We start from the raw sequence: 22,092 nt of genomic DNA, 5'->3' as shown, positions 1-22,092 counted from the left end.
TCCCCCACTATTCACTCTCCCTTTCATTATAATCAGTTGTTCTTAACAATAGATGAACGTCATGCTCCAATCTATCGTCGGCTACATAGCATGTATAGTAAAAATGTGAAGGGAGAGCACGATGGCACAATATAAAATCATTGTTGATCTGTCGGATCGTCAACTCCATCTGCTCGATCACAATGCAGTCGTCCGCAGTTTTCCGGTCGGAATCGGGAAGATGCTGACACCTACGCCGACCGGAGAATATGCCATTATTAATAAGCAACAGAATCCGGGCGGTCCGTTCGGCGCATTCTGGATGGGGTTGTCGAAGCCGTCCTACGGCATTCACGGAACGAACGATCCATCATCAATCGGCCACGAAGTATCCCATGGGTGCATCAGGATGTATAATCGCGACGTACTGGAGCTGGCACAGCTCGTTCCTGTCGGTACAAGGGTGATGATACGGGGTTAGATGAAGCAGATTAGAAGACAAGAGTTGGAGAACAAGCGTTCACACACTTCTAATGGAATATGTACAGCTAATTTAGGCTAAATCGATCACAATTGCAATAATTGGACGAAACAGTAGCATGAAATCCATTTCTTTGTAACAATCAATAGCATTTCAATAAATTTAGTGACATAAAATCCAGTTAGCTGTATGGCCGACTCAACCTGATAATTTCATCGTTTTATTCAGCACCTTTCTCTCATCCGGCAGCTTTTCATACTTTTGCTGGTAGAGCTTCAGAATATCTCCCGCTCCCATCTTGTAAAGCTCATCCAGAAAGTCGTTCCAATCTTTCTCCATTCCAAGTTCACCGGTCACGAATTGAATAAGCTTCAAGCTGGCGAAATTCTCGATCGGCGTCATGGTTTTTGTAATTTCAATCATCTCGTCCTGCTTGAATGCAATAGTGGGTCCCGCAAAAAAACCGATGTCACTTACATTGTCGTTATAGAGCCGCTGGGACTCCAGACCGATGGCTCCCCAACGTCTCGCATATTCCGCATCCTGATCGTAAGGAGTCCACACACCGGTTCGACCGTCCACACCAAGTTCTTTCGGAGTAATTGTACCTACCGGGTTTAGCCTGGTTCGCAAGGTGGAGACATATTTGCGTTCCCCGTTTACACGAACGAACGTTTCACCCTCGATGCCCCAGTTCGTTAGTTCTATAATTTCCTCTGAGTATTGCATATCAATCAGTTTGATTAACTCCTCGATATAGGGGGAATTCGCATTGACGGCAATCATCCAACTACCATTTGAAGCTGGATACTGAACTGGTTGTAGAGCCTGTAAGCCGGTACCCGTAACGAATGGCAGTACAGCCTTCAGACTAAAAAAAGAATCGCTTTTTTTCCCCATCTCCACCCAGTCGTCCATCTCAACGAAATATTCACCGAACAATGCAAACGTTTGGCCGTTGATCAAATTCTCAAAAAATTGCGGTTCCGCAACCGTAGCAAAATCGGGATCAATTAGCTCGGCCGTGTAAAATTTGCGAGCCATCTCCACCGCTTTTTTGAAATTGGGTTCAAATGGGCCGAATTTGAATGACATCTCATCGTTACTGAAATAAATACCGCTTCGCGTACGATACGCGTTATAAAATTGCTCCAAAAAAATGCCCGCTCCCCAACGGTTCGAGATTGGCTTAGAATCGGGATAAATTTGCTTTAGCCGCTTCAGTGATTCATATAACTCATCGAACGAAGCAGGCAGCAGCATGCCGTTACGATAGAAAATATCCTCCCGCAACATGTAGCCTGTCGGCATTTGGCCGTAAGTGTTAAAGCCATCGATGGCATGGAGCTTGCCTTCTTCCGTTAAAATATTATCCACAATGTCCGGGTATTGCTCCGTCCATTTCCTTAAATTCGGCATGCGGTCCAGATAAGGGCGCAGATCGAGCAGCAGCCCAAGCGAACCGAACCGCTGCACCATCTTTTTGTTGACGATGAAAATGTCCGGTTTTTCCCCGGCTGAAGTCAGCACCTGATTAATCCGTTTATTGTATTCATGAACAGGAAATTGCAACCAGTCGAACTTCATGCCCGTCCGCCGTTCAAACTCCTGATCGATGAGCGTGTTTCTGTCCCGTTCGAATGACGGAACAGCCGCCTTGATAACAATAGATGGCGGTTGATCCGTTCCCTGACTGACACTGGAATAAGACCCCAACAGTACGGCTGCCAAGATACAGACAACAAATAGCAACATCGCGCGTTTCTTGTCAATCAGCATGCCGCTTCACCCTTCCATAGTAGAATAACCGCCTACCATCCTTCTCGTATCCTTCCGGTATTCGCTCGGCGTTACGCCTTCCAGCTTCTTGAACATCCGAATGAAAGCGTTCGCATTATTGAAACCAACGCTTCTGCCTATGTCGGCTGCCTTATCATTTGAGTTAAGCAGCAGCTCTTTCGCTTTTTCGATGCGCAGGCGATTGATGTAATCCGTATAAGTAACCCCTTGATGCTTCTTAAAATATTGGGACACATAGTTGGAATTCATATTGAATCGCTCGGCGATCGCCGTCAAGTTCGCTTCCGCCAGATGTTCGGCGATATATTCCAGCATGCCGGCAATAGCTTGATTGGATTGTTGTAAGGCTTGAATATGCGATGTCACATTGTTATATACGCTAAGGCAAGCCGCTTCGATTGAACCGGGATTGTGAAGCGAGTTAACATAAGTGATCATCTCGCCGGCTGGCATACCGAACACCTTATCTTCATCGATACGGCGGGCGTACACCGCTTCCACGGCGTAATACAACAGGTCGCTGGCCGTTTGCCGGAACGCAGCGAATCGCATATTCTGCTCACGAGCTTCCGTGAAGAGCTGAACCAACAGTTGGGCCGCGCCTTCCACATGCCCATTTTCTAAATATTTTCGGGCGGTCTCTTTCTTATTTGAAGCAAATAAGACGTTCGCATTGCCCGGCAAGGCGCTTGCCGCATGAAACAGCATACCGCGCTCGCCAACGCTGCGCATGTCAAGAATATCGCAAGCCTCCTTGTAAGCCGTATGGATATGCTCCAGCCGATTGAAGAGTGTGCTAACGCCGACCGTCAAGCTGACTTCCCTTCATATTCCCGTTCATATCCGGTCAAAACCTTATACAGCTGTTCAGCTGCGAAAGATTCCGCTACACCCGAGTCACGCTCCTGGATGAACATGACGCTCTCATTGGCTGTGATGTCAAGCACCGGTCTTTGGAAGGCAGCCAGCAACTGATTAAGCGACTCAGACGGCATACGATAATCTCGATTGTAATCGGCTCTTATGATGACAAGCGCAAAATTGCCTCCACCCCTATAAAAATCGTAATTTCGCAAGAAATGATCAATATCCTCCCGATTCAACTGCTGATTCAATGCACGGTACAGAAAGATCTGAAGCATGGATGGCATGCTTTCCTGCTGATACCGATACAGCGTCGTAATGCTCTCCTTAATATATTCGTATTCGGACGTACCGCTCTCGAAAGGCGCCTTGGCATACCGCTTCACGACTTGAACCATCTCTGCGAGGGGCGAATAGATACGTCGCGAGAAAAAGACAGCTATTATTATTCCGAACAACATAAACAAGGCGATTAAACCAAATGTCATATACCAAAATTTATATATAGGTCCGGTCAGCGCCTTCTCCGGCGTTACGACGATAAAGGCCAGGCTGGTCCAGGAAGACGGCTGATATGAAAAGAGATAGTCATTACCGCCAAGCTTTACTTCAGTCGTTCCGCCATTCATATCCAATTGGAGTGCTTCAGGGTTGAACGTATCTCCTAGCTTGTCGCGATCGGTCGAACTGATTAGCCGATTTTGAAGCGTATCGATTAAATAGACGTCGCCTTTTTTTGTAATGTTCATATTATCGATCATCTCGTATATCTTCTGCTCATCAATGTTTACGATCATGAAACTTCGCGTTCCAGCAACGCTTTCAATGTTGAGAACAAGCGGAATAATAGTTTTGTAAGGCACTTCTTCCAATATGCCACTTCGCCTGAACACTTCCGTTGCCGGAAAGATCGATGATACCGTTCCGCTTGCCATACCGTTCCAGAACATTTGTGAATAATCGCTATAGCGATTATACTTGTTCAAATAAAATTCTGTATCATAAGCGCCGGATCCTGCAATTATTGTATCGAGATTGGCGAAGTATATGAAGGAATCGTCTACTGCATCATCGCTCATATATAGATTGTACAGTTTCCCGCTCAGCAAATACGATGAAGAAGAGTAGCGACTCTGCGACTTGTCCGTCATGGACAGCAGATTCACATAATGGGGATCGGATGAGATGCTGTAACCTTTGTCCCTGATTTTATTTAACAAGTTGTCGATGGACGAGGATACAGCACGCAAATAGTTGCGGTTCGCTTCCCTAGCATCTTCAATCATCCGATAATTGGAATAAACGGCTATTGTGCCGGATGCTAGAAGAATCAGCAATATTAGCACGAAAAAACGCAAGAAAATCGCGACTAGCGTCTTTTTCTTGATTTCGGCTGTTGCGTTGCGAGGGAACGATCTAATCAATTTTCTCATGCGATCCTCCTAACATGTAAACGCATACAAAAGCTTTTGATTAATCATACCATAACTCTTCATGATCATTCAAAGCTCCAGCTTGACTCCTTGTTACCAATACTAGAGATTACATAGCAGTGATTGTACATACCTCCGCTTGCATTAAGGTAATGTCGAATATTTCTCCGCGAGGACACGCAAGTTGCTCAATTCTCCCATCGAAGCGAAGCTGCAGACGATCCCCCGCGAAATCGTTCTGCACCCGAAACTTGCCTGCGCGTTCGGCACACAGCTTGATAAATTCCATCTCATTGCTGCTCATACTCGCTGTTACAAGCACACCCATCTCACCGCGGAAATCATGGAATTGAACAGTTTGCGAAGCCCATTCCGCCGGCAGTGCGGGGAACACACGAATCGTTCCTTCATCTGTATGAAGCAGCATCTCCTGCAGAGCACATACAGCCGCAAAGTTGCCCTCGAGTGTGAACGGGCGATAATGATACATGCAGATGCCGGCATGCTTATAATCGCCGTTTAAGTGAAAGCCGTTGGGTGAGCACATATGACGCCACATTTGACGCAGATGGTAGATGGCAGCTTCTCCGTTCCCTTGCCTTGCATACATAGCTGCTGCCCATGCGAATGAATAACCAACCCACTGCCCCTTCCCGAGCAGCTCCAGATTGCGAATAGTCGCATCGGCGATGGCACGATCGCGCTCCGATCCGCGCAGATCGAGCAGTTGCAAAGGATAGATCGCCATCATATGCGACATATGCCGGTGACTATTCGCAAGAGATTCTGTCGGGTTAATCATTAGAACATCCTTTTCATTCACCGCTAACTTCGGCAGCAACTCCAACACTTCAGACCACCTTTCGGCCTCATTGGCGTACCCTAACCACTCAGCCATAACCAACAGACGGCGGAACAAATATATGAGCAGCGCCAGATCGTAATTACTCATTGGATCCAGCCAAGCGTTCAGCGTGTTATCGTGAATTTCCGGTGAGCTTGACACGGGAAGTCTCAGCTTGCCGTCCTCTCCAGGCTCCAGCCAGCGCTGTACGCAGTCTGCCGTTTCCTTGAAATATACATACGCCTTGTTACGCAGAAAATCTCCATCGCCCGTGTGCAGCCAATAATGATCGAACGCCTGGCATAGCCAAATCTGATTCGTTATACTTAAGCTGTACATCGGCCAGCCGCCCATCGCACCGCCGGCAAGCGTCATGACCGATGGGAGGTTAATTCCCGGCGCATCATAGAACTTCGTAGCGAAGCGCCTTCCTTCAGAACGTAAGTTCCATAGGAAGTCAATGAAGCTCTCCCCTTCCTCCAGACGATTCGCCTTTAAATAATGCCAATAGCTAAGCTGCGTATTCAAATCGTGATGATAATCGCCTTTCCAAGGCGGTAGTCGTCCTTCGTCAGCGGTCCACACCCCTTGCAGGGGCATTGGGGGCGCTCCCTTACGTGAGCAGGAAGCGAACAAATAGTTATTCAGCACCCACATCTTTTCCGCTTCCTCATCTGGCAGGTTGATTCCACTCTTTTCCTGATATCTGGCCCACCACGAGGCATGCTCGCATAGCGCTACATCGAATCCCTCATCCAGTGCGGAAGCAATCCTGCGCTTCGCCTCTTCTAGCCACGACTCTCCATCACGATTGGACGCGATGGCGTACACCGCTACACGTTCCCCTGCTTCACATTGCCGTTCCTCTACGACAATCGCATACTCCAGATCATCCGCGGTTCGCTGATGAAACCAACGCACGGAGCCTTCGGTATGCATCGTAGCGGCCGGATAACCCAGCCTGGTCAGGCTCGTATGAAAGACGGAATCGCTCTTATCGTCCACATGCTCACCCACATAATCCGGTGCGACAATATCCAGATAGCCGTCCGCAGCCCGATCCCCGACAATGCGGATATAGCCTAGTCCGTTCACGGCATGAAGGAAGCTCGATACTTGGACAATATAATCATCTTGAAATTTTAACTCTACATGTGCAAGTGCCTCCTGCAGATCTAATTTATTAATGACTCCATTGGCGGGAGTACCGAAGCGGAGTTCCAGTCGTCCTGCCGGTAATTTACTGGGGTAGGGATATTTCTCGTATATACGGTCGAATCGCCGATACAGTCCTTCCTCATCGCCGCGCTTCACACACTCGATCATGTCCGCATAAGTGAACCGTTCATCCTCCACTTCAGGCGCCAGTCGAAGATCCCAGAGGTCGCCGCGATCCAGACTGAAGCGCAGCAGTTCGCCGTCTCCCCATAGCAAGCAGCCTGTCCTCCCATTGCCCAGAGGAATAGCTTCGTCCCATCTGACAATCGGTCCGTTGAATTGAAGGTAATATTTTCTCATCTTTCTACTCTCCTTAATAAGTTCGATTCCATCTTGAAAAGGCGTAGGCCGTCCGAACATTCGGACGGCATGCTTCTCATGGATGTATTATGATGTCACTTTATCATTAAACATTTGAAGAATGGATTCGTAGTCCCCCATCTTCTTCATTGTGTCCTGGAACTTATCCCAGTCATCGAAGCTCATCTCGCCTTTAATGAACTTGACCGCAGATTCCTTCACATACGTATCGATCGGCGTCATCGTATTGGCTCTTCGATCATTCTCGTCTTTCGAAAATAATAGCTTCGGCGCACGGTTTATCGGTGAAATCGATTGTTTGCCGCCGTATTTGTCGCTCGCGAGCCAATAGTTTTCAAGCTGAGCCTTACCGTCATGGTAGAACATGACGTCAGGTATCGACATATACTTCGCAATACGCTCTTGTGGCGTGAACACGATACCTGGCCTCGTCCGCATCGATACCGATACGCCAAGCTTCGCAAGCTCGCCAACGAAATCCCCGGACTCCTTTATTTCCGGTAAAAACTGCTTGTTACCGTCCTTGACCTCATAGCTCTTGCCTTCGATTCCCCACATGAGCAAATTAATCATCTTATCGCTATACTGGTAATCAAGCAAGCGGATAATCTGTTCTGTATTTTTGGCTTTGGCCGATACGACGATTCCGTAGCCATTGTTTACGCCTTTACCTTTCGGCTCGCTGTCATACTTCCATGATTTTCCATACTTTGGATTATCAGGACCCATCGCCAATGTCCAAGTCACGCCCGCCTGTTGGTTGGCATTGAAGTCAGCTACATATCCCGACCAGATCAGCGGATAGATGAACGTTTTGCCTGTAGATGCCTTCGGCTTCGCCTCATCCATATTATCTGACCAGTAAGCCGGATCGAGAAGCTTCTCGGAATACAGCTTGTTCAGGAACATCAGCGCTTCCTTGAATGCTTCTTCTGTTGGGCCATATACATACTTCTCACCGTTCCAGTAGATGCCGCCAGAAGTATGATTGGCGTTTAATATACCGTCATAGTTTAAGTATTGCTCGCTCTGTCCTACCGGATAGGAATCCGGATACAGCTCTTTCAGCTCTTTGGCGGCTTTGTACAATTCATCCAGCGTGGTCGGCACCTTTATGTTATGCTTCTCGAACACGTCAAGACGGTAAGCGGTTGCATATTGGCTTGGCTCAATATCCGACGGATTCGTGAAGCCGTCATAGAATGCGAAAAGCTGCTTGCTGTCGCTCATCAAATACTTCTCGTAGTTATCCGTCGCTTTTACGAACTCCATATAATTCGGCATTACATCCATGTACTCCGCCAGATCGACAAACAGCTCCTGTTCGCCGTATTTAATAATGTTGTCCTGGCCGAGGACAAGCATAACGTCGGGGATATCGCCGCTCGTCAGCATCACTTGCGTTTTTTCTTTATATTCGCCCCACGGGATGCGCGTCCATTCAATGGTTACGCCGATTCCCAAGTACTGCTGGATTTCTTTCTCATATTCCTGCTGAACAAGCGTGCCGGTGGGGTCGCCTCCGAAATGCGGAATGACGACCTTCAGCTTCAATGCCTCACTCTTCCCTTCACTGCCGCCATTGCCATTGTCCGTTTTTCCGTTTTCGTTATCCGTAACGCTGCTGCAGCCGCTCAACAATGCCGCAATGATAAAAATAAGCGCTAGCAGTCCTATCATTCCTTTTTTCATACATGCTCCCCCTCAGCCTTTTATCGAACCTATCATAACGCCTTTGACGAAGTACTTCTGCACAAACGGATAAATACATAGAATCGGCGCCATTGTAATCACAATCGCCGCCATTTGAATATTCTTCGGATTGATCTGACGATTCTGGATCATCTCCGTCACTTGCGCGCTACTGCCATAGCCCTGCTGTGTAAATATAATGCTCCGCAAAAACATCTGCAGCGGATACCGATTCTCGTCCTTCAAATAAATAAGAGCGCTGAACCATTCGTTCCAATGCGCAACGATGGCGAACAATGCGAAGGTGGCAAGCAGCGCCTTCGACAAAGGCAGATATATCCGGAACAAGACGGTTAAGTCACTTGCTCCATCCATATAAGCTGATTCGCGCAGTTCACTTGGTATGTTCTGAAAGAATGTTCGGAAAATAATGACGTTATATGCGCTGATACAGCCTGGCAGCACCATGACCCAGAATGTATTAAGCAAATTAAGTTCCTTCATCAATAGATACGTTGGAATCATGCCCCCGCTGAAAAACATTGTCACCGCAAGAAAGATGGTTACTGCCTTCTTCAAGTGAAACTTCGCTATTGTAAGCGGATAAGCCATCAATGAAGTCAACAGCAGCGTCAGAAGCGTTCCAACGACAGCGTACATGACCGTATTTTTATAGCTAATGTACAGAAGCGGCTTGCCAAATATGATTTCATAGCCTTTAATATTGAATCCTTTCGGGAACCAGGTTACCTGACCGAGTGAAATATAATCCGCATGACTTAACGAGATGGCGATGACATGGAGCAGCGGATAGACGGTAACGACGACAAGCAGCAACATTGCCCCATAATTGAACGTGTCGAACAAGCGGGAACCGAAGCTTTGTTTATACCCCAATACATTCACCTACCATAAGCTTGTTTCGGAAAATTTGCGCGACATCTTGTTCGTCACTAGGACGAACAGGAAAGAAATGATAGACAACATCAAGCCGACGGCGGCGCTGTATTCGAATCTCCCTCCTTCCAGCCCTACCCTGTACACGTATGTCCCGATGACATCAGCGGTCTCGTAAGTTCCGGGATTGTACATCAGCATTACCTTCATGAAATCGGTCCCAAGAATGCCCCCGACGGAAAGAATGAACAAGATAATTGTCGTTGGCAGTATGGCGGGAATCGATATATGCTTTATCTTCTGCCATCGGTTCGCTCCATCAATAGAAGCTACATCGTAAAGTGTGGGATCGGCATTGCTTAGAGCGGCCAGATACAAAATGGTTCCCCAGCCGATCCCTTGCCATATGCCGGATCCCACGAACAACGTACGGAAATATTCCGGTTCGGTAATGAAATTAACCGCCTCCATCCCCAACCAGCCCGTAATCGTATTGAACAAACCGTCCAGAGAAGTGAACTCCTTCAGCATGCCCACAATGATAACAGTTGAGATGAAATGCGGAAAATATGAAACCGTTTGCACGAATTTCTTGAACATTAGCAACCGAATTTCGTTCAACAGCAACGCAAGTACAATCGGTGCCGGAAACCCGAATATCAGACTGTATGTTCCCAGCAGGAACGTGTTCTTCACAGTTCGCAGCGCCATTGGATTGTTAAGAAATTCATGAAAGTATTTAAATCCAACCCACTCGCTTCCCCATATGCCTTTTGCCACATTGAAATCTTTAAAAGCAATCAACACCCCGTACATTGGAAAATAAGCGAATATAAGTACGATTAACAATCCTGGAAACACCATCAGATATAAGTATTTTTGGCGCCAAAACGTCTGGGCAAAGCTATACATGGATTAGTCACCCCCTTTCGGATATGCTCTGTGCGTTACTTACAATAGCTGACTGCTAGAGGTTAGGCAATTGATAAATCATTAGATCGTCATCATTTCATTAGTTATCCGATATGTACAAATAATTAGATGATTAGAATTCACGACCTAATGAAAAAGAGCACAAGTATCAAGTGAAAAACCACTTTGATACTCGCGCTTCTCGTCTCTTCATTCGATAGGATTGCATCCCCTAACTTCGGGAACGGCCTACTACGAACGCAGCTGTGGCCCAATCGTAATGCGGATCGGCTTGCGTTCCGTCCTTATATGTAGAAATAAGCGCCCAGCGTTCCTTGCCCGACTTGTTCGGATAGGAAGCATGGAACAGCAGATCATGGAATACGATAGCGTCGCCTTTCGAAGCCTTCAAATCTACGATTTGATCCGGATCGATATCTTGCTCTCTTAACCGATTACCAAACCCCAGACCGTCAGACGCATCACCCTGGTGGTTGATATCGCCATACAAATGTGAGCCCGGCACTACGCGCAGACATCCGTTATCAGCGTCGGCATCGTCGAGAGCGATCCATACCGAATATTTGTGGCTGCCTTTCCAATAGGGATAGTCTTGGTGCCAGGGCGAACCGAAATCCGTACCGGCATCCTTAAACACAATTTTGTCGCTCAAAAATACAACTTCTTCACCGATAATCTCCTGCAGCACCTCTGCCAATTCTTCTTTATCAGCTGCTGCCGCAAAGATTGGACTGGCAGCCGCCATTCCGACATAGACGCCTTCCTTCCCTACCTCTTTCTTCTTCAACACTTGAACCGCTTCTTTTTTCAATGCATTGACTTCCTGCTCCGAGAATAACTGCTTCAATACAACATATCCGTCTCGGTCGAACTGTTCTTTGTACGTTTGGTTCATATTTCTCAGCCTCGCTTTATAATAAATTTTATAAATCACTTCGCTCTCAGCATAGTTTTGTCTATCCTATACATTCAAGAGACGAAATTTAATATCACAGACAGTATTTAACCGATCTCTTCATCATTATAATTTGTTATCTATATATGCCGAGCTAAGCCGGTTTGATAGATTAGATACATACTCCGCCATCTCGACCACTTCCCCTTGCAGTCGAGCCTGTTCTGCGGCAAATGTAATCAGATGGCTATCAGCCGAAGTTTTCGCATGTGTACGACCTCCTGTAACATGTCCTGAATTGACCTGCGTAACGAAATCCTCAACAAGAAGGGGATCCGCTCCAAAATGTCCACCTGCATGCGTCGCCGGATTGAACTTTTCGACATCGCCGTTAAAAGTGGAAACAACTATTTCATTCTTTCCCATATGACTGCGCAATTGTCCTTTTGTTCCGAACACCTTTATCGTTCTGTATTCCTCTGTCGTAAACGCGATCATCGTAAAGCTAGCGGTAATACCCGTCTCGAATTCCATGGAAACGACTTGATGATCAACCACATCGTTGTCGCAGCGATATACACATCTTCCGTATGGACCTTCTTGCAGTGCACGTATTCGGTCTTCTTTCCGTTCTGACTGTGTAACTTGCCAAAGCCACTCTCCTCTTTCCACATAAATACGGTTAGCAGAGTAAGGACAGCTTCGCTCTACAATACAACCGTCGAAGCAATTTGCTGTCGAGCCCTCCGGAGCATTGTTCGAATTGAAATGCATCAGTGAACCAAACGAGGAAACCTTCACACAAGGCTTGTCGATTAACCAATGCAAAATATCGATGTCATGACAGCTTTTCGACATAAGCATAAAGGATGATCTTCGACTGTTTCCCCAGTTTCCTCTTACGAAACTGTGTGAATAGTGAATATGACCTACATTTTCAATCAAATCAATTGATATGACATCACCAATTGCCCCGGAATGAAGTAACGATTTTATTTTATAAAAAAAAGGAGAGTATCGTAACACATGACCGACCATTAGTATTTTCCCGACATTATCAGCTTGGCGGGACATGTCCAATGTTTCAATAGGATCTGGCGACATCGGTTTCTCCACCATTACGTGGTATCCCTTCTCTAGCGCCATCATCGTTGGTTCATAATGCTGCTGGTCCATCGTACAAATGAGTACGGCGTCGCACATTTTGGGCTGTTCAAAAAAAGCTTGATAGTTCGCATACCGATGGACTTCATGAACAAAGTGTTGATCCGAAAGTTTTTTCAATCTCTCGCTGTCTGGATCGGCTACGGCAACGACTTTGCCCGCTACAGGATTGGAGAGAAAATACCTCGCATATCCGACTCCTCTGGAGCCCGCTCCTATAACGGCTACTGTAATGCCTCGATTATTCTGAATCATGAGTCGCCTCCTTATTAACGGGTATTGGCCTAGAGGCCGTCCGATCACTTGGCAGACAGCCCTCAGCATTCCGCTATTCAATCGTCTTCGTATACTCCACCTCGGCTTTGACGCTTAACAGTTCGGCAACCGTATCCTCTTCAAATGATGGTACCCGTTCCAAATAAATCTGTTGTTGTTTCATCATAGGCATGATTTGAAGAAGCCACTCTCCCCCGTTAAGGTTGGTGATACATTGCTTTAAGCCGATCTCCCATGGCAACCCATTGTAGAAATGATCGGCAAGCAGCTCTTGCTCCAACGTTCGCAATACCGCCATATCCCCTTCATATTCTATGCGCAAAAAAATGTTATTCACATCCGTATATGCATCCATGCAATCGCAATCCGCATTGACTTTGATTCTCCACTGACGCACTTCATACTTCTTCCCGTCGTAATCAGCTATCCCATTCGCTAGTGCTTGTACAGCTACGTTAAGCTTATCTTGTCTGACAATCTGCGAATAGCTAACAAATGCTCCCTTCGGCTTGACTGTTGTAAGAATCTCTCCTATCATCGGAGAAATCAACGGCTCCGGATAAATAGACACCTCCCACTGCACCGGCGACCTCTGAAGCATCTGCGCCCTGTTGCCGTCTACCAGAATATCGGCTTCGCTCATGAATAGCCGATCTTCTCCCCACATTTCGGCTTTCCAGCAACGAAGCGCCTGAGCTTTAGTTAGTATAAGCAAGCGAATGCTTCTCCCCGAAGCCAATTCCAACCGAACAATACAATCAGGTCCTGCCTCAAGCTCCGATACAAGTATTATTTGTCCATTTTGACTTACATTCCCTTTGCCTTCTAAGGCTATCCTCTTCACAGTAGTTATATCGAATGCCATCTGTACCGGAATGCCGTCCACTGCAAAGAATACATAAGTCGCATCATAACCGTCGAGCTTTGCTACCAATTGTGCAGTTGCGTAACGCAATATGACTTGTTCCTCAAGCATCAATTGAAAAGGAAAGATCGCACGCTCGTCCGCCGGAATGGTTATTGCATCATTCGGAAAACGGATCGAATCGCCATTGGCTAGCGCCACTTCAAATTGAACCTTCTCTATCGACTTATTCTCTTGCAGCCGAACATAATTGTTTATAAACAGAAACCCGCTGCTTCCATCGGATCGCACTGCGCACTTCAACGTATCTGTATCCATAAGGTCCTTCGGCTGTCGCTTCGGCAGGTGCAAGCACATTGGCGCAAGCAGCTCTCCGAAATCCTGGAGAAAGAAGTGTATCAGCTTCAGTTCATGATAACCATCTCGCATCTGTCCGTATTCGCCTATGGGTGACTGAAAATCATATGAAAGAACAGGATAATTATTGGGATACCCGGTTGCCTTGGATTCGTGCAAAGTCGATAAATGACCGATCGGATTCGTTCCTCCGTGAAACATATAATATCCGGGCCAGTTGCAGCCGCTTCCCAGCTTGACTAGCGCCATGGATGCAATGTCATCGCTTGAAATAATCGGTCTACGATGATGCGTCACCTGATTGCCGCTTCCCAATTCGCACATGAAATAAGGATAGCGCTCAATTTCAGGAGGATTCTTTCCCCGTTTGTCCAGATCATGCTTAATCAGATCACTCCCAACATTTGAATCGTCGCGAATAGGAGTGAAGAAAAAGTTAGTGTTTGGCGGCATCGGCTCCGTATGCTGTGACCATGGCGCTTCGGGATATCCTCCGAACATCGAAAGCAGTTCACCTTCGGGTATTGAATCGAACTGTCCTCCGCCAGCAGTTGCTGAGTAATAAGGCACGTCGAATCCAGCATCTATCGCCATTTTTTTCAGCGCTGCCATATGCTCCTGACCGCCTAAATATTCATTTTCGATTTGCACGCCAATAACGGGACCTCCATCCTTGAAAAGCATGCCCTCCACTTGCCCGAATATTTGCCTGTAATGACGCTGAACATAGGTCATATATAGTGGATCATTCGTACGAATGCGGCATTTGCTCACGACCCAGTCCGGGAATCCACCGATGCGTGCTTCTCCGTGGCAATAAGGTCCCAGACGTAAAAAAGCATACATTTGATGTCTGGCGCATAAGTTCAGAAATTGGCGGACATTACGTGATCCGCTCCATTCATGCTCGCCTTCAATCTCCTCATGATGATTCCAAAAAATATACGTCGCTACGATACTGATTCCGCATGCTTTCATCTTAAGCAGCGACTGATCCCAATCTCCCCCCCATCCTAAGCAAGCCGGTTTCCGGCGCATTGCTCCCAGTGAATGCACCGATGGCATAGATGATCGATTCACTACTGCGTTCATGATTATTCGGTTTATTTCTCATGGCTGCGCACCTCTTCGCCTTTCACTGGCGGACTTATTTGACGACAGCTTCCGCCTTATCGTTCATCATCTTAACAATAGCTTCGTAATCGCCCAAGTTTTTAATTTCTGACTTGTATTTGTCCCACTCGTCAAAGCTTCTCTCCCCGATGATGAATTTGATTGCCGCTTCACTGACATAGGTATCGATCGGTGTCATCGTCTCGTTTCGTTTCGCTTGTTCATCTTTATCTAACGTAACGGTAGGCGCTCGGTCATAAGGCGCAACAGATTCCTCGCCGCCGTATTTATCCGTTGCAATGAAGTTTTTTTCTACCATATACTTTCCTTCAGCAAAAAACGGCATAGGTCTATACTTTCCTAGATCAGCGCTGAATTCTTGAGGACTGAAGATGAAACCGGCGCGGTTGCTGCCTCCTACGCCGAACGGCTCCAACGCTTTTGAAGGAATAGCGGCATTCAATATTTCCGGCAAATACTGTTTTTTTCCTTCCTTGATTTCATACGTTCTGCCTTCAATACCCCAGTTGAGCAGATCGATCATCTCATCTGTATATTGATAATCAAGCATTTTCACGATAAGTTCAGGGTGTTTGGTCTTGGCGGAGACTAGCACGCCGTTATACGGTCTGATGAGTTTACCGGGCTCAATTGAAGACATTTTCCATGCCTTTCCGTATGTCGGGTTATCCGGCACAAGTGCGCCTCCCCACTCCATACTATCCTGACCTAAGCTGTTGAATTCGCTTGTGAACCCATACCAAGCTACCGGCACGATAAACGATTTTCCAGTCATCACTTTCTGCTTCACTTGATCTTCCGATTGCGTAATGATTTCGGGATCTAGCAGTTTCTCATTGAATAGCTTGTTGGCAAACATAAGCGCTTCCTTGTAACCTTCTGAAACCGCACCGTAAGTAAACCGATCCCCATCCCAATAAATGTCGGATCTGACGTGATTAGACAACATAAACGCTTCTTCTACTTTAGGCCATGGAAAAGCATTGACCGGATACGAATCGGGATATAATTGCTTCAATTTCTTGGCGGCTTCATATAGCTCATCAAGCGTTTCCGGTATTTTAATATCATGCTTCTGGAACGTATCAAAGCGATACAAAGAACCATAAGCGCTTCCTTGATTATTATCCGTATTCGACCATCCATCACCGAAGAAGTACATATTGCCTTCAGGTGTATACATACTGGATTCGACATATGGAGTGCTGTCCAGGAACGCTTTGTAATTTGGCGCCTGATCCAAATATTTGGAAATATCAAGTACAAGGCCCTGTCGCCCATATTGAACGGCCAGGTCACTGCCAGTGTTAGTCATGATGTCCGGAAGATCACCGCTTGCAAGCGTCAGCTTGAATTTATCGGAGTAATCTCCCCATGGAATATACTGCCAGTCTATATCCAGCTTCCGTCCAATATATTCCTCCATTCTTCTTTGCCATTCCTTTTGAACCTCCGTATTTTCTGGTACTGCGCCGAATGTCCCTGCCATAACAGAAAGCTTGATTGTCTGCTCCCCGCTCCCCTCTGTTTGCTTGTCGCTATCTGTCTGCTTATTACTGCCATTCTCTCCTTCGTTATTGGACGAGCACCCGGCAAATACAGTCGAGGAAGCCAGCAACACAGCCAGCAGTATGGCGAAATACGCAACTTTCCTTGTGTTACTACTTTTCATGTTACCCATTGAAAACACCCTTTCAGATTATATTCACTCTTATAAATATTTAAGATCTAGCCTTTGACTGAGCCGATCATCATACCTGTAACAAAGTGCTTTTGTAAGAACGGGTAAATAAACAAAATGGGTATAATCGTTACGATGACCGCCGCCATTTTAATATTTTTTCCATGCAATTTCATGGACGCTATTAATTGAAAGGTTTGCGCGTTCATCGATGAGCTGTCCGTCTCTGAAATCATATTCCTCAATATCATTTGAATCGGGTATTTGCCTTCATCGTTTAAATAGATTAAGGCTTCAAACCAACCGTTCCAGGTGCCGACTATGCCGAATAAGCCGAACGTTGCAAGCAGCGCTTTGGAAAGTGGCAAATAAATTTGAAATAAAATGCGAATGTCGTTTGCCCCGTCCATATAGGCCGACTCCCACAATTCGATCGGAATCGTCTTGAAGAAAGTACGAAACAATATGACGTTAAAAGCCGATACGGCCCCAGGAATAACCATGACCCAAAACGTATTCAGCATATGCAAATTGCGGATAAGCAAATAGGTCGGAATTAACCCACCTCCGAAAAACATCGTAATTGTAATAAAGATGGTAATAAATTTGCGAATAACAAAATCCGGGATTGAAAGAGGATAGGCCAACAAGGAAGTTAACAGAAGCATAATAAATGTTCCCGTCAATGCGTATAAGACCGTATTGCCGAATGCCTTCAATAGTTTATGGTCGGATAAAATATATTTGTACCCTTCCAGATTGAAGCCCCGCGGAAACCAGGATACTTTGCCCTGAATAATCATTTCCGGATTACTTAGTGATAGCGCAACTGTGTTCATCAGTGGATAAAGCATAGCGATGCATAACCCGATCAGGAATATATAATTGCCTGTATCGAATAGCTTCGAACCTAATGATTGTTTATAATGCGTCATGTGCATTCTCCATATCCACCCCTCCTACCAAAGACTGGTATCCGATACTTTCCTGGAAAACCAATTGCCGCTGGCGACAAAAATAAATGCTATAACAGAAAGCATCAAACCGACAGCCGTGCTGTATTCGTATTGGGCGCCCAGAATGCCCTGACGATATACGTATGTATCAATGACATCGGCCGTTTCATATATGACTGGATTGTACAACAAGATAATTTTCTGAAAATCCGTGCCGACAATACTTCCCAACGATAAAATAAGGAGAATCGTGGTAGCTGGTATAATAGCTGGCCACGTAATATGTCGTAAGCGTTGCCATCGGTTGGCGCCATCGATTGTGGCCGCCTCATGCAAGACGACATCAACACCGGAAAGCGCTGCCAAATAAATGATCGTTCCCCAGCCCACACCTTGCCAGATGCCCGAGCCGATAAACAGCGTTCGGAAATATTCCGACTTGGACAACATGGGAACCGCTTCTGCACCGAACCAACCGGCAATCTGATTGAACAAGCCGTCCAGCGCCGTAAATTCTTTAATAAACCCAACTATTATAACGACCGACAAGAAGTGGGGAAAATAAACAATGGTTTGCACGCCTCTTTTAAATAACTTATTTTTGACTTCATTTAATAGAAGTGCGAGAATGAGAGGTGCTGGAAACCCCCAAAACAACGAGTAAATACCAAGTAGGAACGTATTCTTGATTAGTCTTAAGCTGAGCGGATTATGAAAAAATGAATAAAAATGCTTAAACCCTACCCACGGGCTGTTCATAATGCCTGTTGCTACGTCATAATTTTTGAACGCAATCAAAATGCCGTAAATCGGAATATACTTAAAAATAAGCACTACCGCAAATCCGGGAAGCGTCATCAGCAACAAATAACGTTGTCGATAACATTTGATCATCAGCCGGTTCAAATTCAATCGTCCTCCTCCTCTCCACCTAAGATAATCTGATCGTAGTCGCAAATGGACTGGACCGGCAAGGGACGGTTTTTAATATGAAGACCATTTTTATATATCTATCAACCGACAATTTTTAAAATGGGAGACAAATCATCATTGTCTCATATTATATATTGCAATTGCCTGACATTTCATATGATAATAATGAAAGCGCTATCTTATTGTTTCATAACGTATGTTTTGGATAGGAGGAATAGATATGTTCAGGAGATTCTTGCATGGGGACACGAACCGAATTTATATTAAAATTATTGCGATCAACCTCATATTCGTCATTTTATTCTCATCCATCCTTGCATATAGCTCCTATTACATCAAAGATACCGTCAAAAGAAATCAAGCTCAAGCGAATAAGGAATCACTTCTTTATATAGCAGACAGTATCGACCAGCAATTCTCAAAGCTGAAGCAAACCGTTTACTCGTTAAGCATGGATATCGATATCGTATATCTGAATAAATCTGAATCAACTGCAACAGGCTACAAAATGATGCTGAACCGATTTAACCAGAAGCTCTCCGAGCTCATGCGCGTGCTTCCGTTCGACTCATCAATTTCCGTCTTCTTTAATGACAAGCAACTTGTGACGAGCGGAGATGGCACAAGGCAATTAAGTCTATTCTACGATAAATTAAAACAAGAGAGCCCTGACTTCACTTGCGACTGTCTGCACCTGGACGAACAAGCGAGCTCTTTCCAGATCTATGATCGATTCTTGATGTTTGTATACCCTATCCGTAATGCAGGGTCTATCTTCGTCAAGATTGACAGAACCAAATTAGAGCAAAGTCTGGAGAAGTCTTCTCAAGTCTTTAACAATGTCGTACATATCACGACCGAGAAGGGCGAAGTGGTGGCGGTTAGCCAGTCCTTCCCGCTATCCGTTAACGTACAGCAGCTTAAAGACGGTCAACCCGTTGTAATTGAAGGCAAGAGATTTACTCCGATACATATCGCAATGAATGGACTACAATATACTATTTTATATGCGGAAAGCAATTTGCAGCAAAAAATAAGAAAGGTCAACGTGTTTACACTAACTACATTTTTGGCCTTTTTTCTTATCGCCTTCGGCTTGCTTGCCGCAAATATAACACTATACCGTCCAATTAAATCAACGATTTCCAAACTGCTAAGCTCTACGCAATTAATGAAACGCACGTTGGATCAACAACAAACCATTATGGATCAAAATGCTCTGCTGCGCTATGCTACTGCCTCCCCAGATGATTCAATTCCTGACATCGACAGCAAGCTTCGCAGCAAGTATAGAAATGGCTATATTCTGACCTGCTATTTCGAAGAAGCTAAAAATGGCGCAAAGACCACTATTGCTAACGAGATGTTCGGGCAACTGCTGGCGGATCATTATTCATTCCATAAACTGCTCCATCGTGCGGATGCGGATACCTATTTCCTTTATAACACGCCCCCGGACGGCATAACCGGTACACTGACGCCAATTCTAGACCACTTGTCATCCAAAGGTTACTTTGTATTGTGCGGAGTAAGCGCATATATAAGAGACATTGCCCATATTCATAACGCCCTGCAACAAAGCATGCGGGCTATCGACAACTACTCCTTCAATTGGGGTGCCTCTTATCACATTGCTGAATATCATGGTAAACCTACAAACGGCTTGCATGCGCCTGTTGCGCTGTCAATAGAGAAGGAGCAAGAACTGATCGCTTACGTGCTTAAAGGCAATCAAGACAGCTTGAAAGATTTCTTCTCATGCACCATATATAGCTTGGTCAAAAAAATGACCTATAGGGAATCATTCGGACTTTTTCGTTATTTGAACGATTTAATGAACGTCATTGCCGCAAGTAAAAAGGTGAATCATCATGATTCAGAATCGATTTATTCAGATATAAGTATGATTCGGAATCCAGAGCTCGCATACGAGGAATTGGTACGGAAATACGATTCATTGACTGCTCATGCCAGTGTTCAAGACCTGTCGCTATACGAAAAGATCGTCGAGTTCATTGACAAAAATTATAACAGCGATTTATCCCTTACCTATATTGCCGACCGCTTCTCGATTACCAGCGTATATTTATCAAGCTATTTCAAGAAGCACTCGGGGTATAACATCAGTTATTACATTATGCTTGTTCGTATAAAAGCGGCGCTGGCACAGTTCCGGCAAAATCATCATCTAACGATAAAAGAAATAGGAGAACGCGTTGGATACTCCAGTGAAAAAACATTTACTAGGCATTTCAAAAAAATAAACGGCACGACGCCTTCGCAATATCTCAAATTCATATCGGAGGAGTCTTAGTAGCGCTGAAAAGAAAGAAAGAAAGGAAGATAGCCCATTCGAGGCCATCTTCCCGCTAACTCTATTCCAATTCCGGATGCATCCCCTCATATTCCAACAGCGGATCGGGTATGGAAATGACATATGCTTCGGCGTCGCTGGCGCCTACATACAATTCGGCATTGCCGTTTCCTTGGCGAATCAGACCGCCACTAAAAATAACATCTTGCAAGTCGCTGCGTTTGGCTGGTCCATCCGGAAAGTCAGCGCGTTCAGCAACAAGCTTGAGTGTTGTACGTGCCAGCGTATCTGGATTGAGAGCAAACGTCATGGCGTAATAATGACGATGGCCTGCTTCGTCTAACCAGGCGATATGACCAAGCACGCCAATCAGCCCGTTCGCCAGCAGATGTGCCTCGTTGGCCCCACCCCATTCTTCGTCCATGAACATGCCTTCGAGCAACGGTGCTCCGGCAATCGCCTCCTGCGTAATAGCTTCGAGAGAAGCCGCCTTGAAAAACCCAATTTTCCCTCTGCCGCCCTTTTTTCCTTGCGGACGGGTAAACACGCCGATTGCGCCGTCCGCTAACTGCACTAGCCGTATGTCTTTCATATGACTGGGTCCAACCAGAAATGGCTGCAATACGGCAACGTTCGCTCCGCGATAAAACACCGTTTCCCATGATACGATTTGACCTGGATTGTCCTTGTCCTCGATGACGCACACACCGCCAAGAATCAGTTCCTCGCCGATAAAGGTATAGAAGGGATCTTGCCAATCTAACTCCGGCAACGCTTCATCGACCTGCCAACGGCTGTCCTTCTGACGGAAAAACTTGACGCAGCTAAATTCCGTATCGCGCGCTTCGACGCGGCCCGCCAGCACTGAAGCGCCGGCATCCGGGAAAGCGGCGGTAATGTTGTAAACATCTCTGCCGTCCACGCCTTCGAACCGAAGCTTCACTCCAATCGCCGGCTCTTTGTTAACCCGGTATGCCTGCAGCAGTTGTTCGCATGTTTGTGGGTGATGATGAATTTGAAGCATAAAGAACTAAACCTCCGTCCACGCAGGAGCT

The 22,092-nt window shown here is 45.9% G+C and carries 17 protein-coding genes; 2 read left to right on the top strand and 15 right to left on the bottom strand.

Translation table 11 applies throughout. The features are described from left to right. Positions 1-121 precede the first annotated feature (121 nt). Positions 122-460: a L,D-transpeptidase gene (locus tag ACFQ2I_RS16210; RefSeq protein WP_377565915.1), complete on the top strand. Its 339-nt coding sequence runs from the start codon at positions 122-124 to the stop codon at positions 458-460. A gap of 198 nt (positions 461-658) precedes the next feature. Here the strand turns inward: ACFQ2I_RS16210 and ACFQ2I_RS16205 are convergent, their stop codons facing one another. From ACFQ2I_RS16205 to ACFQ2I_RS16140, 14 genes are all read right to left on the bottom strand, one after another. Continuing rightward, positions 659-2,239, bottom strand: coding sequence for an extracellular solute-binding protein (locus ACFQ2I_RS16205; protein WP_377565911.1), 1,581 nt, complete (start codon positions 2,237-2,239; stop codon positions 659-661). Positions 2,240-2,245: 6 nt separating this feature from the next. After that, positions 2,246-3,073, bottom strand: coding sequence for a helix-turn-helix domain-containing protein (locus tag ACFQ2I_RS16200; protein WP_377565909.1), 828 nt, complete (start codon positions 3,071-3,073; stop codon positions 2,246-2,248). Then, a complete protein-coding gene (locus ACFQ2I_RS16195) occupies positions 3,070-4,557 on the bottom strand; it encodes a cache domain-containing protein (protein ID WP_377565906.1) in 1,488 nt (495 codons plus the stop codon). The genes ACFQ2I_RS16200 and ACFQ2I_RS16195 overlap by 4 nt, the downstream gene beginning before the upstream one ends. A 109-nt stretch (positions 4,558-4,666) precedes the next feature. Further along, positions 4,667-6,919 carry a glycosyl hydrolase family 95 catalytic domain-containing protein gene (locus ACFQ2I_RS16190; RefSeq protein ID WP_377565903.1) on the bottom strand — a complete coding sequence of 751 codons (2,253 nt, stop codon included), beginning with the start codon at positions 6,917-6,919 and terminating at the stop codon, positions 4,667-4,669. Between the two features lie 87 nt (positions 6,920-7,006). Further along, entirely contained in the window at positions 7,007-8,632 is a 1,626-nt protein-coding gene (locus tag ACFQ2I_RS16185) for an extracellular solute-binding protein (RefSeq protein ID WP_377565901.1), read from the bottom strand. A 12-nt stretch (positions 8,633-8,644) separates the two neighbouring features. After that, positions 8,645-9,538 carry a carbohydrate ABC transporter permease gene (locus tag ACFQ2I_RS16180; RefSeq protein WP_377565898.1) on the bottom strand — a complete coding sequence of 298 codons (894 nt, stop codon included), beginning with the start codon at positions 9,536-9,538 and terminating at the stop codon, positions 8,645-8,647. Further along, complete coding sequence (locus ACFQ2I_RS16175; RefSeq protein WP_377565895.1) at positions 9,539-10,441, bottom strand: ABC transporter permease; 903 nt, start codon at positions 10,439-10,441, stop codon at positions 9,539-9,541. Positions 10,442-10,673: 232 nt separating this feature from the next. Further along, entirely contained in the window at positions 10,674-11,357 is a 684-nt protein-coding gene (locus ACFQ2I_RS16170; RefSeq protein ID WP_377565893.1) for a phytanoyl-CoA dioxygenase family protein, read from the bottom strand. Positions 11,358-11,483: 126 nt separating this feature from the next. Next, the gene (locus tag ACFQ2I_RS16165) at positions 11,484-12,776 is read right to left on the bottom strand and encodes a Gfo/Idh/MocA family protein (RefSeq protein WP_377565891.1); all 1,293 of its coding nucleotides are present in this window, start codon (positions 12,774-12,776) and stop codon (positions 11,484-11,486) included. Positions 12,777-12,849: 73 nt separating this feature from the next. Further along, a complete protein-coding gene (locus tag ACFQ2I_RS16160) occupies positions 12,850-14,997 on the bottom strand; it encodes a beta-galactosidase (RefSeq protein WP_377565888.1) in 2,148 nt (715 codons plus the stop codon). A 1-nt stretch (position 14,998) separates the two neighbouring features. Further along, a complete protein-coding gene (locus ACFQ2I_RS16155; protein WP_377565886.1) occupies positions 14,999-15,133 on the bottom strand; it encodes a hypothetical protein in 135 nt (44 codons plus the stop codon). A gap of 33 nt (positions 15,134-15,166) precedes the next feature. After that, positions 15,167-16,834, bottom strand: coding sequence for an extracellular solute-binding protein (locus tag ACFQ2I_RS16150; protein ID WP_377565884.1), 1,668 nt, complete (start codon positions 16,832-16,834; stop codon positions 15,167-15,169). A 47-nt stretch (positions 16,835-16,881) separates the two neighbouring features. Beyond that, positions 16,882-17,769 (bottom strand): carbohydrate ABC transporter permease, encoded by an 888-nt coding sequence (locus ACFQ2I_RS16145; RefSeq protein WP_377565881.1) that lies wholly within the window; start codon positions 17,767-17,769, stop codon positions 16,882-16,884. A gap of 24 nt (positions 17,770-17,793) precedes the next feature. Further along, a complete protein-coding gene (locus ACFQ2I_RS16140) occupies positions 17,794-18,702 on the bottom strand; it encodes an ABC transporter permease (protein WP_377565879.1) in 909 nt (302 codons plus the stop codon). 529 nt (positions 18,703-19,231) lie between these two features. Between ACFQ2I_RS16140 and ACFQ2I_RS16135 the strand changes: the two genes are divergently transcribed. Beyond that, positions 19,232-21,037, top strand: coding sequence for a helix-turn-helix domain-containing protein (locus ACFQ2I_RS16135; RefSeq protein ID WP_377565877.1), 1,806 nt, complete (start codon positions 19,232-19,234; stop codon positions 21,035-21,037). A gap of 61 nt (positions 21,038-21,098) precedes the next feature. On the opposite strand, the gene ACFQ2I_RS16130 is transcribed toward ACFQ2I_RS16135, so the two are convergent. Beyond that, complete coding sequence (locus ACFQ2I_RS16130; RefSeq protein WP_377565875.1) at positions 21,099-22,061, bottom strand: DUF1861 family protein; 963 nt, start codon at positions 22,059-22,061, stop codon at positions 21,099-21,101. Positions 22,062-22,092 lie beyond the last annotated feature (31 nt).

Source organism: Paenibacillus chungangensis (assembly GCF_042675905.1).
GTDB lineage: Bacteria > Bacillota > Bacilli > Paenibacillales > Paenibacillaceae > Pristimantibacillus > Pristimantibacillus chungangensis.
This window is presented reverse-complemented; position numbering and strand designations above follow the sequence as displayed.